A 12,524-nucleotide genomic window follows, 5' to 3' on the forward strand; every position below is an offset into this window, starting at 1 on the left:
TCCTCACAGCGCCCTCAGGGTTTCCTCGAAGCCCGGCCGGCCGACCAGCATCCGGCAGCGCAGCAGGCGCCAGGCCGCATACTTGCGGAATTCGAGCGAGCGGCGGGGCGAGAGCCGGTCCATGGCCAGCGCCCGCAGGCCCCAGTGCAGGTCGTCGGCCGCCGCGTAGGCGCGGGCGCGGTTGAACACCTCGGGCCGGAACGTGCCCTCCGCCATCTCGATGCCGGCCTTCATCGGCGTCTCGAAGGCGCAGGCCTCGTTGAGGAAGGCGCCGAGCTGGTAATGGGGGTCGGTGTCGCAGGCCATGTCGAAATCGACGAGCTGCAGGGCGCCATCGGGGCCGAACAGCAGGTTGGAGGCGTGCGGGTCGGCATGCGCGGGGCGGACATCGGTGCCGGCGGCCGTCAGCGCCGCCTCGATCGCCTCGGCCCAGTCGAACAGGAACCACGCGTCCGGCGGAAGGACGTCGGCCCCCTCGCCGAGGAGGGCGCGCAGGTCGCGGATCGCTTCGAACACGCTCCAGCGGCGACCGAACGCGTCGCCGGCGCCGATGCGGCGGAAGGCGTCGATGACGCGCGCCATGCCGTCGCGATCCTGCAGCCGGTCGAGGGTGGCCGGACGCCAGTCCGGACCGAGGCCGCGGAACAGGATCGCGCCCTGATCCGCCGCGAAGTGCAACGGCTCCGGCGCGAGGCCCAGCGCCGCGATTGCGTGTGCGGCGCGGAAGGCGGCGGCGGGGTCGAGCAGCGAACCGGCGCAGGGTTCGGAGACCTTGAGGAACAGGCTCGGCTCGGCACCTTCGGCTTGCGCGACGCGATAGGTCGCGGATTCGACGCCGTGATAGGAGGGCGAGGCGAGGCCGGGCACCGCCACCGCGTAGTGCGGGACCCCATCCCGAAGGCTGGGAAGCGCGGCGAAGGCGTCCGCCAGAGCGGCCTCGGCGAGGCGCTCGGACGCGTCCTCGGGCGTGCCGAGCGGTTTCATGAGCGCCCTCCCTCGCTCTCGATGGCGGCCATGCCGTCGGTTGCCAGGATCATCAGCATGTCGGCGAGCACCTGGGTGCCGAAGGCCTGATCCTCCGGGCTCGTGAACTCGGTCGGGTGGTGCATCACGCCGCCGCGACAGGGCACCGCCAGCACCACTGCGGGGCAGACGGCGGAGAGGCTGACGGCGTCGTGGCCACCGATCGTGTCGAGGTGGCGGGTCGTCGTGCCGTTGGCCGCCCCCGCGCGCTCGGCGAGCCGCACGAGGCCCGGCGCCATCGGCCCGGCGGCACGGCGGTCGATGGACCGCACCTCGTGGCCGACCTCGGCCCGGGCGCAGGCCAGCTCGATCGCCGCCTTCAGCCGCAGCTCGGCCTCCTCCAGGATGGCGGGCGAGCCGGAGCGCAGCTCGATGAACAGCACCGCCTCGCTCGGCACCGTGTTGGGCGAATTCGGACGCACTTCGAGCCGGCCGACGGAGGTGTGCAGGTCGAGGCCGTAATCGGCGACCATCGCCTTGAGGTCGGCGATCAGGTAGGCGGCGCCCAGCAGCGCGTCGCGCCGCTCGGCCATCGGCGTCGGGCCGGTATGGGCTTGGCGCCCGAGGAAGGCGAGGCGGTACTTGGTGGCGCCCCAGTAGCGGGTGAAGGCGCCGAAGCGCAGGCCCTCCCGCTCCAGGATCGGGCCACCCTCAATGTGCAGTTCGATGAAGGCGTCCGGCACCGGCACGGCGTCGGTCCCGGCATAGCCGATCCGCGACAGGGCCTCGGCCACCGTGACCCCGTCGCCGTCGCGGCGCGCCAGGGCCCAATCGAGTTCCGCCGCGCCGGTGAAGACGCTGCTGCCGAGCAGGCTCGGCTGGAAGCGGGCGCCCTCCTCGTTGGTCCAATTGGCGACCGCGAAGTTGCAGGCCGAGGCGAGGCCGGCCGCGTCGAGCGCCCCGCGCACCGACAGAATCGCTTCACAGGCCGCGAGCACCCCCAGCGTCCCGTCGAAGCGGCCGCCATTGGGCTGGCTGTCGAGATGCGAGCCGACCATCACCGTGGGCGCGCCGGGCCCGGCCAGTTCCAGAACGCCGAACTGGTTGCCGATCGCGTCGACCTTCGGCGTCAGGCCGTGCGCGGAAAACCACGCGGCGAGCCAGTCGCGCGCCTGCCCGTCCTCCCGCGAGAGGGTGAGCCGGGTCAGGGCGCCGTCCGAACCGCCGCCGAAGACGCAGACCCCCTCCATCATCGCCTGGAGGCGGGCGGGGTCGATCCGCACGGGGGGCGGGGCTTTGGTCTCAGGCATGAATCACGTCGACTTTTGCGGAGTGGAAGGCGTGCGCGAAGTCGCGCGCCAGGGGGGCGTTGGTGACGAGGGTGTCGATGTCGGCGAGCGCGAAGGTGCGCACGGTGCCGAGGCGGCCGAACTTCGAGTCGTCGGCGAGGATCACCGATCGGCGGGTCTGCGCCCGGGCGGCGCGGCGGATCACCGCCTCGTCGTGGCCGAGATCCATGAAGCCGTGCGCCAGATGCACGGTGACGATGCCCATCACCGCGACGTCGTAGACATGCTCGCGCAGGCCCGAGAGGGTGCGGTGGCCGAACAGGCCGCGGTACTCGGGCCTGACCTCGCCGCCGAGCACCGTGACCTGCGCGGCGCACGCGCCGCCCATCAGCCCGGCGATGTCGAGGGCGTTGGTGTGGATGTGCAGGCGCCGGCCGATCAGCAGCCGGGCGAGGGCGAGCGTCGTGGTGCCGGCATCGATGAAGACGGTCATCCCGTCCTCGAACAGCGGCAGGGCGGCCTCGGCGAGACGCGCCTTCTCGCGGGTGGCGACGCGGGCGCGGGCGTCGAAGGGCTGGTCGCCCTCCGGCCGGTCGGTGACGGCGCCGCCATAGACCCTGCGGGCATGGCCGCGCCGCTCGAGGTCGCGCAGGTCGCGCCGCACCGTCTCGGTGCTGATGGCGAGCCGGGCGGCGAGTTCCTTCACGCTCACCCGCCCGTCGCGCTCCAGCGCGTCGAGGATGAGCCGCAGGCGCCGCTCGGTGATGCCCATCGGGACCGGCTCCCCGCGGACAGCCGGCGGCTGGATGAGCTCCCCGGCGGGGCGGGGCGGGGCAGGCTGCACGCTGAGCGCGTCGGGCATCAGGCGGCCCCCGCCAGCAGGGCGGCGCCGGCCCCCGGCACGCGGTGACAGGCGGCGAGGTCGCGGGCGCCGCGCACGGTGAGGAGCGGCGGAAGGGTGGCGCAGGCCTCGAACGCCTGCGGGCAGCGGGAGCGGAAGGCGCAGCCCTGCGGCAGGTCGATCGGGCTCGGCGGCTCGCCCTCCATCAGGCAATCCTCCGGCCGGTAGCGCCGCGCCTCCAGGGCCGGCATCGCCGAGAGCAGGGCCCGGGTGTAGGGATGGCCCGGATCGAAGAACAGGCGCTCGTTGTCGGCGAGTTCGACGACCTCGCCGAGATACATCACCGCGATGCGGTTGCAGGCCTTCCGCACCATCGCGAGGTCGTGGCTGATGTAGATGTAGGTCAGCCCGTGGGTGCGCTGGAGCTTGTCGAACAGCGCCAGCAGCTTGAACTGCTCGGTCTGGTCGAGGGCCGAGAGGGTCTCGTCCATGAGCAGGATCTCGGGCTCGAGCACCATGGCGCGGGCGACGTTGACGCGCTGGCGCTGCCCGGCGGAGAGCCCGAGCGGCAGGTCGTCGTAGAGCGCGACCGGCAGGCCGACATCGTCCATCACCGCGCGCACCCGCTCGCGGATCTTCTTCGGGTCGCGCCAGCCGTGGGTGCGCAGCGGGGCTTCCAGCATGGCGCCGATGCCGGTGCGCGGCGGCAGCGAGTTGAACGGGTCCTGCAGCACCAGCTGCAGCTTGCGGCGGAACCCGAGCAGCTCGGATCCCGACAGATCGGCGATGTCGCGGCCCTCGCACAGCACGCTGCCCGCGCTCGGGCGCTCCAGGCGGCTCAGGAGCCGCATCAGGGTGGACTTGCCGCAGCCGGATTCGCCGACGACCGCGAAGCTGTCGCCCTTGACGATGTCGAAGGTGACGTTGCGGACCGCGCGCAATTCGCTGGTGCCGGCAAAGCTCCCGCGCTTCTTCACCCGGTAGGTCTGCGACACGCCGCGCAGGCTGACGATCGCGTCCGCGGGAGCGGGCGGCTTCGGGGTGGGCGTCTTCGGGGCGGCGGGCATGGTCGGGCCCGTCCCCCAGATCACCGGGATCTGCGCGACGAGATCGCGGGTATAGGCATGGCGTGGGGCAGCGATCAGCGCCTCGGTCGGCTGCTCCTCGACGAGCCGTCCCGCATCGATCACCAGGGTCCGGCTCGCCGCCTCGCGGGCCACGGGCAGCGAGGAGGAGACGAACAGGATCGCGGTCTCGAAGCGCTCGGTGAGTTCGCGCATCAGGCGGATCACCTGGGCGGCCACCGTCACGTCGAGGGGCTGGGTCACGTTGTCGGCCACCAGCAGGGCCGGGTTCGAGACCATGGCGTCGACGATGAGCGCACGCTGCATCATGCCGCCGGAGAATTGCGAGGGGTAATCGTGGAAACGCGCATGGGCCGAGGGGATGCGCACCGCGTCGAGCAGGGCGATCACGCGCTCCCGCGCCTCCTGGCGGCTCACCTCCGGCATCACCGCGCGCAGCTTCTCGACGATCTGGCGCCCGACCGGCAGGGTCGGGTCGAGGGCGCCCATCGGGTCGGCGCCGACATAGGCGATGTCCCGGCGCAGGCGCCGCATCGCCCGTGGCGGCAGCCCGAGCAGATCTTTTCCGCGGAAGGACACGCTTCCGGAGCGGATGGCGAGCGGGGCTGTGATCCAGTTGACCACGGCGCGCGACAGCACGGTCTTGCCGGCCCCCGAGGCGCCGACGACGCCGACGATCTCCCGCGGGGCGACATCGAAGCCGATGCCGTCGAGGATTGTTCGCTCACGCCCGGGCAGGGTGAGATCGACGGAAAGGTCGCGGACGGAGAGCACCGGGTCCATCAGGCGCCCCCGTGGATCGTGTTGCGGGCGCGCTCGAAGGCGGCGCCGATCAGGTTGATGCTGGTGAGCGTGAGGCACAGGAACACGCCCGGCATGGTGGCGATCCACCACGCGTTGAGCAGGTACTTGCGTCCATCCGCGATGATGCTGCCGAAGGTCGGCGTCGGCGGCTGCACGCCGAGGCCGAGGAAGCCGAGCGTCGACTCGAAGATCATCATCCGCGCCACGTCGAGCACCGAGGTGAAGAGCAGCGGCGGCACCAGCAGCGGCACCAGCAGCGTGAGGATGATGCGCGGATGCGTGGCGCCCGAGACCTGCGCGGCGCGTACGTATTCGCGCCCGCGCTCGGCCATCACCACCGAGCGCATCACGCGGGCGTAGACCGGCCAGTTCGACAGGCCGAGCACGAGGATGATCGCGGGGATCGTCGGGCGGTCGGCGCCGAGCACCGCGATCGCCAGGATGATCATCGGGATCGAGAGCTGCGCGTCGGTGATCCGCATGATCACCGTATCGGTGCGCCCGCCGAAATAGCCGGCGACGGTGCCGAGCGCGCAGCCGATGACCACGGTCACCGCCACGGAGGCCACGCCGATCAGCAGCGAGTAGCGCAGGCCCACGAGGCAGCGCACCAGCATGTCGCGGCCGATCTGGTCGGTGCCGAGCGGGTGGGCCCAGCTCCACTTGTCGCCGAGGAACAGCGGCGGCAGCAGGCGCGCGCGGATGTCCATCTTCGTTGGGTCGATCCCGCTCAGTTCCGGATAGAGCGCGGCGGCGAGCACGAGGAGGGCGAGCCCGGCGGCGCCGATGCGGAAGCCGCCGGAGCGAGCGGCGTGCGCGAGGATGCGCCGGCCGACGGAGCGCGACGCGGCGACATCGACGCGCGGCGGGGCCAACGCCAGGGAGGATTCCACGGCATCCATCAGTATTCGAGCCTCGGATCGATGGTGGTCGCCGCGAGATCGACGAGGATGTTGATGAGGACGAAGATCGCGCTGGTGACGATCGCGATGCCCTGGATCAGCGGGAAGTCGCGCTGGAGCACGGCATTGATGGTGAGCAGCCCGAGGCCGGGATAGTCGAAGATGTATTCGACGATGATCACGCCCCCGAGCAGCGAGGAGAACTGCACCCCGAGCAGGTTGAGGAGCGGCACCGAGGCGTTGCGAAGCGCATGCGCCGCGACGATGCGCGGGCGCGACAGGCCGCGGACATGGCCGACGGCGACGTAGGCTTCGCTCATCTGCGCCGCGACCGCGCTCGACAGGGTCCGGATCAGCACCGGCGACAGTTCGACGGCGAGCACCAGGGCCGGCAGCACGGTGTAGGAGAAGCCGCCGTAGCCGATCGCCGGCAGCCAGCCGAGCTTCACCGAGAGCAGCAGGGCCAGCACGATGCCGAGCCAGAAGTTCGGGATCGAGATGAAGACCGAGGAGACCGCGAAGGCGAGCCGGTCGAAGACCCCGCCGGGGCGCAGGCCCGCCGCGATTCCGAGCAGGGCCGAGAAGACCAGCGCGATGGCCAGCGCGAGACCGGCGAGCTGCAGGGTCATCGGCAGGGCATCGAGGATGAGGTCGCCGACCCCGGCGCGCGCGCCGCGGGTCAGGTCGTCGAAATTCGCGCCGCCCGTCGCCGCGCCGTTGGCCGGCCGCACGAAGCTGCGGCCGAGATCGCCCTGGACCACCCCGGCGGCGTAGCGGCCGAACTGCACGATGATCGGATCGCGCAGGCCCATCTGGGTGGCGATCTGCTCCACCAGGGAATCGGGCGCCATCCCGCCCACCATCTGGCGCACGGGGTTGCCCGACATCACCCGCAGCAGGGTGAAGATCAGCAGCGAGACGAGGAAGATGATGACCGCACCCTGCGCGAGGCGCCGGGCGAGGAAGCTGAGAACGAACATCGAAGGGTTTCCGGTCCGGCGACGGGATCGGCGGGGCGGGGCCCGGCCCCACCGAGGGGCCGGGTCGCGCGCCGGGCGCGAAGAAGTCCGGTCAGGCCGTCGTCAGGCGGTCTTGGAGGCGTCGATGGAGCCGTCCGGGTAGATGTAGAGGCCCTTCAATTCCCGCTGCATCGCGTGGATCATCACCGAGGTGAACAGCGACAGCGCCGGCATCTTGGCCGCCAGAAGCGGCATGGTCTCGTTCTGGAGGACGGCCTTGCGCTCCTCCAGCGTCGGCGCCGCGCGCTCCTTGTCGAGGCTGGCGTCGATCTCCGCATCCTCGATGCCGGTGATCCGGTGCGAGGAGGAGTGGAAATGGGTGCGCAGCACCAGATCCGGCTCGGGCGAACCGGTGGACCAGCCGCAATCGACCATGTGGCCCGGCCCGCCGCCGGGGCGGTGATAGAGCCGCTCGTTCCAGGCCGCCGGCTCCAGCACCGTGAGACTCACCGGGAAGCCCTGCTCGTTGAGCATCGCGGTGATGACCTCGCCGTACTCCTTGGTCTTCGGATAGAAGCCGACCGAGGTGATGTATTCGAGCGGCGGCAGCCCCTTGCCCTTGGGGAAGCCCGCCTCGGCCAGCAGCGCCTGGGCCTTGGCCGGGTCGTAGGCCGGGTAGTTCTTGAGATCGATGTAGCCGAACTTCACCGGCGAGATGAAGTTCGCCGAGGCGTGGCCCGCCGCGCCCAGGATCTCCAGGAGCATCGCCCGATCGATGGAGTGGCAGGCGGCCATCCGCACCCGCACGTCGTTGAAGGGCGGCTTGGAGCAGCGGAACCAGAGATACTTGTTCTCGACCGAGACGACCTCGTTGATCGCGATCTTCGGATTGCCCTTGACCGTCTCGACCTGCTCGGGTTCGAGCCGCTCGACGATCGAGGCTTGGCCGTTCATCAGCGACAGCATCCGCGTGGTCGAGTCGCCGGTGAAGGTGAAGTTGATCCCCGGAATCCCCGGCTTGCCGCGGAAATAGCCGTCATAGGCCGCGAGCACGGTGTCGTTGCCGCGCTGCTCGACGAAGCGGAACGGGCCGGTGCCGTTCAGGCGCCGGGTGAGGGCGCCGCCCGGCCCCTCGGCGATGTCCTTGGCCGACATCATCGGCAGGAACGAGGCCAGGAAGATGAAGAGGTGGGCCGGGTAGCCGCCCTTCGCGGTGTCGACGATCACGGTCTCGTCGTCGGGCGTGGTGATCGTCAGCGTCTCGGTCGGGCCGGGATACCATTGCGCCGGCCGGTCCTTGCCCGCGCCGTACTCGAAGGTCGCCTTCACGTCCTCGGGCCCGAACGGCTTGCCGTCGTGGAAGTGGACGCCCTTGCGCAGCTTGATCTGGAGGCGGTGCGGATCGAGGAGCTTGATGTCGGTGGCGAGTTCGTAGACCACCTTGCCGGGGTCATCGAGGGTCATCGGCGTGCGGGTCAGGAAGCCCATCACGAAGCCCTCGATGTTCTTCTGCGAGAGCGTGGTATGGGCGGTCGGATCCCAGTTGCCGGTGATGTTCTCGGCCGAGAGGAAGACCAGCGGCTTGCCCGATTGGGCGAAGGCCGAGGAGATCAGGAAATCGGGGTTGATCTGGGCAAAACCCACAGCGGCGGCGCTCGCCTGAAGAAACCGCCTGCGGTCGATCGTCTTGGCCATCCTGAGGCTCCCGAGTTACCACGCATCCATCAAAGTGGTCAAAAACCACATTGCAGGACCCGTGCCAGAAGCCACAAAACACACAGACCGGTCAGCTTGGCGGTGATGGCCGCTCGGGGTGGAGGCCGTGAGCAGGCCTTGGACCGTTCACCCCGGCCTCTGCCCGTTTTCAGAGCAAGCCGCGCAACAGGCGGGCGAAATGCATTTCGGCCGCCTCGCGATGGGCGAGGCGGCCGAAGCGTTCAACAGCGGGCGGCCTGACTCGGCCTCGCCGCGACGGCGAAGCCGGTTCCTCAGAAATCGACCGAGGCGGACACGATGAAGGTGCGCGGCGCGCCGACGGCGAGGAAGCCGCGGGCGGCCGAGGCCCAGTACGAGTCGTCGAGCAGGTTCTGGACGAAGGCGCGGAGCACGACGGGCTTCCCGGTCGCGCCCACGGTCGTGTAGCGCAGTCCGGCGTCGAAGCGCGTCCAGTCCGGGACCGACTGGGTGTTGAACTGATCGTAGAACATGCTGCTGGTGTAGATCGCCCGTCCGGTCAGGGTCAGGCCCGGCGCCAGCCACGGCGGCAGGTCGTATTCGGCGTAGAGGTTGAAGGCCGTGTCGGGCACGCCGGGCGCCGCCTTCCCGTTGGCCGCCGGGTTGTTCGCCCGAACCAGTTCCGCGTCGATGAAGGTAACGCCGCCAAGCAGCCGCAGGCCTGGGGCGACCTCACCGAACACGTTGAGCTCGACGCCGCGGTTCCGCTGGCGGCCGTTGACCGAATAAATGAATGTTCCGGGGTCGGTGAAGGCGAACGGCAACTCGATCTCGAACAGGGCGGCTGTCGCCGCGACGGTGCCGAAATCGTACTTGACGCCGATCTCCTTCTGCCGCCCCACGGCGGGCGGGAAGATCTGGTCGCGATTGACCGCCGTCACGGGCGCGTTGGCGACCGGATCGAGCGACTCGATGAAGTTGCCGTAGAACGACAGGTTCTCGAACGGGCTCAGCACGAAGGTGATGGCGGGGCTGAAGCGGCCCTCCTGATAGTTCGAGGTCACCTGCCCCTGCGTCGGCCCCGGCCGGGTGGCGTAGCCCTGCTGGTCGATCTCCTGATAGCGCCCGCCGAGCGTCAGCAGGAAGCGGTCGTCGCCGAAGAACGAGAGGGTGTCGGCCACCGCCACGCTGCGCGCGGTGAGCTGGGCGAAGAGCGGTTGCGCGGCGGAGCGGGGAAGCCCGATGGTCGGGACCGATCCCGTCGGCAGATAGGTCGGATTGTAGATGTTGATCGTATAGGGGGTGAAGACGGGCGGAACGAAGCCGCTGCGGAAGTTCTTGTTGTTCGCCGAGACGGCCGCGATGTTGACCTGATGGTTGAGGAAGCCGGTGCTGAAGCGGGTGCGCAGGCCGACCTCGCCAGTGAGGCCCTGGATCTCCTGGGGCTGGATCGCGAGCTGGTTGGTCGCCTGCCCGGTCACGCTCGTGACGCGGTAGTTCGAGGTGAGGAAGTCCTCGTTGTAGCGGCTGGCGCCGCCGGCGATGTAGACGGTCGTGTCGGGCAGGACGTCGTACTCGGCCCGGCCCGCGATCATGCCGTAGCGGCTGTCGTTGTACTCGAACGGGTTGGCGGTGTTGGTCCGGTTGTTCGGAGCACGGGGGATCTGGATCCCGGGTGCGACCGCGTTGAACAGCGAGGTCGGCGCCGTGACGTTCTGCGTCGAGTGGGTCATGTCGAGCGAGGCACGGAAGCGGTCGCCGCGATAGTCGAGGCCCAGCGCCGCCACGCCCACCTCGATCGAATTGTTGTCGAGCGGCGTGGCGCCGGTGCGGTAGGCGCCGTTGAAGCGCACGCCCCACTCCTTGAACGCGCCGAAGCGGCGGCCGAGGTCGGCATGGGTCCAGATCTGCGCGTCGCTGAGATAGGTCGTCGTGAGCCGGGCGAACGGCTCGTCATAGGCGCGCTTCGGGATGAGGTTGATCGTGCCGCCGACGCGGCCGGTGCCGCCGCTCAGGAGCGCCGACGGCCCCAGCAGGATCTCGACGCGTTCGAGACCTTCGGTGAAGCTGCGGCGCGGATTGGCGAGGTAGAACAGGCCGTCGAAGGCGGTATCGAGGTTGGTGACCGAGAAGCCGCGGATGAAGTAGGAATCGCGCTCGCTGTAGGGCGGCGCGTCGTTGCGCACCGACGAATTGTTCAGCACGACATCGGCGAGCGACACCGCCTGCTGATCCTCGATCAGCTTCTCCGTGTAGCCCGTGATGCTGAAGGGCGTCTTCAGGACGGAGCGGTTGCCGAGCAGACCGACCCGCGTGCCCGAGCCGACCTGACCGCCGGCATAGGGGACGGGCGGCTGCCCGACCGTCCCGGTGGGCGGCGGCAGGCCGGCGGCGGTGCCGCGCCCCTGCGCCTGTCCCTGGACGTGCAGCTCGTCGAGCGTCACCGTGCCCGCGGGCTCGGCGCCGAGCTGGACGTAGCGCGGGTTGACCAGGGTGATGGTCGAGGCCCCGGCCGGCCGGTAGGTCAGGCCGGTGCCCTCCAGCAGCCGGGCCAGGGCCTCGATCGGCGAGAACTCGCCGTCGAGACCCTGCGTCTCCAGCCGCGCCGTGAGCTCGGTCGGATAGACGAGCTTGACCCCGGCCTGCTCGGTGAAGGCGACGAGACCGGTCTCCAGCGCGCCCTTGGGGATGGCGAGACGGACCGGTCCGCCCTCCGCCGGCGCCTCAGCCAGGATCGTCTTCGCGGCGGTGCCGCGCGCGCGTTTGGCCTCGCCCGTCACCGCGCCGGTCATGGCGCCAGCTTGGGCGGCCTGTGCCATCACCGCGACCGACACGCCGGCCAGCGCAATCCCTGCCATCCGGCCCCCGATGCGGCCCCGTGAAAACCTGCGCGCGCGCGACGCCATGCCATAAGCCCCATCATCCGTCGTGAGGGGCGGCACGCTTCGCGCCATCCGCGCCCTCACGATGTAAGATCAACGGGCGCGCGATCTCCTGACGTGCGGCCGGCGATTTTTTTCGGGGGCCCTCACAGGGGGGAGCCGACCAGCACCAGCAGGGGCGAGAGCCGCCGGATGCGGGCGCCCATGGTCGCGGCGATCACGTCGAGCGCCTCGTCGGTGTTGCGGGCATCGAACGCGCCGGTCACGCGCCGCTCGCCGAGCCGGGCGTCGAGCAGGACGATGCGCCCGCGGCGGTAGCGGTCGAGCTCCGCCAGGACCGCCGCCAGCGGCTTTCCGGCGAAGATGAGCCGTCCGTCGCGCCACGCCGTATCGCGCTCCACATCCGCCGCCGAGACCCGCAGGACGTCGTCTCCGATCCGGACCGCCTCTCCAGCCGAGACGACGGCGTGACGGCCCTCCGCCGACACGTCGACGCGCCCCTCCACGACCCCGACCGGGCTGTCCGCCCCGTCGGCGCGCAGGAAGAAGCGCGTTCCGAGGGCGCGCACGCTGAAGCCCCCGCCGCGCACGACGAACGGCCGGCTCGGATCGGGCACGACATCGAAGCTGGCCTCGCCGCGCAGAAGCTCGATCCCGCGCTCCTGCGCGGTGAAGCGCACGGCGATCGCCGTGTCCGTGTTGAGATCGACGCGGCTGCCGTCGGGCAGCGTCGCGTGCTCGATGCTGCCGACGCCGCTCCACAGATCCGCGCGCAGCCGGTCGAGGAGGCCGCCCTGACCGGCGAGGGCGCCCCCGATCAGGGCGAGGGCGGCGAGGCCGGCCAGCGTCTTCGCGGGTCCTTTGGGCGGCCCCTTACGGCGGCGGGGATCGGGGAGCTGACCGAGCTGGCGCCACAGCGCATCCATCTCGGCATAGGCGGCCGCGTGGGCCGGATCGGCCGCGTGCCACGCCTCGAACGCCCTCCGGTCGGCCTCGGTGGCATCGGACGAGGAGAGCCGCGCGACCCAGGCCGCGGCCGCGCGCTCGATCGGATCCTCACCGTCATCGGTGTCGGCCCCGTCGGCCTCCGTCCCGTCGCTGCCGGCCACGCCGTTCCCCTGATCC

9 protein-coding genes are annotated in these 12,524 nt (G+C 70.6%); all 9 read right to left on the minus strand.

Annotated features, from left to right (window positions below; genetic code table 11):
• Positions 1-3: 3 nt before the first annotated feature.
• The 9 genes from HNR51_RS18020 to HNR51_RS18060 all read right to left on the minus strand — a co-directional run bounded on the left by HNR51_RS18020 (position 4) and on the right by HNR51_RS18060 (position 12,508).
• The gene (locus HNR51_RS18020; protein WP_182555846.1) at positions 4-984 is read right to left on the minus strand and encodes a phosphotransferase; all 981 of its coding nucleotides are present in this window, start codon (positions 982-984) and stop codon (positions 4-6) included.
• Positions 981-2,273 (minus strand): Zn-dependent hydrolase, encoded by a 1,293-nt coding sequence (locus HNR51_RS18025; RefSeq protein ID WP_182555847.1) that lies wholly within the window; start codon positions 2,271-2,273, stop codon positions 981-983. Before HNR51_RS18025 ends, HNR51_RS18020 begins: the two co-directional genes overlap by 4 nt.
• The gene (locus HNR51_RS18030) at positions 2,266-3,024 is read right to left on the minus strand and encodes a DeoR/GlpR family DNA-binding transcription regulator (protein WP_041371618.1); all 759 of its coding nucleotides are present in this window, start codon (positions 3,022-3,024) and stop codon (positions 2,266-2,268) included. Before HNR51_RS18030 ends, HNR51_RS18025 begins: the two co-directional genes overlap by 8 nt.
• A gap of 89 nt (positions 3,025-3,113) precedes the next feature.
• Positions 3,114-4,961, minus strand: a complete 1,848-nt coding sequence (locus tag HNR51_RS18035) for an ABC transporter ATP-binding protein (protein WP_182555848.1) — start codon at positions 4,959-4,961, stop codon at positions 3,114-3,116.
• A complete protein-coding gene (locus HNR51_RS18040; protein WP_063987952.1) occupies positions 4,961-5,884 on the minus strand; it encodes an ABC transporter permease in 924 nt (307 codons plus the stop codon). The genes HNR51_RS18035 and HNR51_RS18040 overlap by 1 nt, the downstream gene beginning before the upstream one ends.
• Positions 5,884-6,864 (minus strand): ABC transporter permease, encoded by a 981-nt coding sequence (locus HNR51_RS18045; protein ID WP_141952783.1) that lies wholly within the window; start codon positions 6,862-6,864, stop codon positions 5,884-5,886. Before HNR51_RS18045 ends, HNR51_RS18040 begins: the two co-directional genes overlap by 1 nt.
• 102 nt (positions 6,865-6,966) lie before the next feature.
• On the minus strand, positions 6,967-8,538 hold the full coding sequence (locus tag HNR51_RS18050) for an ABC transporter substrate-binding protein (protein WP_182555849.1): 1,572 nt from the start codon (positions 8,536-8,538) through the stop codon (positions 6,967-6,969).
• A gap of 293 nt (positions 8,539-8,831) precedes the next feature.
• Positions 8,832-11,375, minus strand: coding sequence for a TonB-dependent receptor (locus tag HNR51_RS18055; RefSeq protein ID WP_182555850.1), 2,544 nt, complete (start codon positions 11,373-11,375; stop codon positions 8,832-8,834).
• A gap of 170 nt (positions 11,376-11,545) precedes the next feature.
• Entirely contained in the window at positions 11,546-12,508 is a 963-nt protein-coding gene (locus HNR51_RS18060) for a FecR family protein (RefSeq protein WP_141952789.1), read from the minus strand.
• Positions 12,509-12,524 lie beyond the last annotated feature (16 nt).

This window comes from Methylorubrum thiocyanatum, assembly GCA_014138645.1.
GTDB classification, from domain to species: Bacteria; Pseudomonadota; Alphaproteobacteria; order Rhizobiales; family Beijerinckiaceae; genus Methylobacterium; species Methylobacterium thiocyanatum.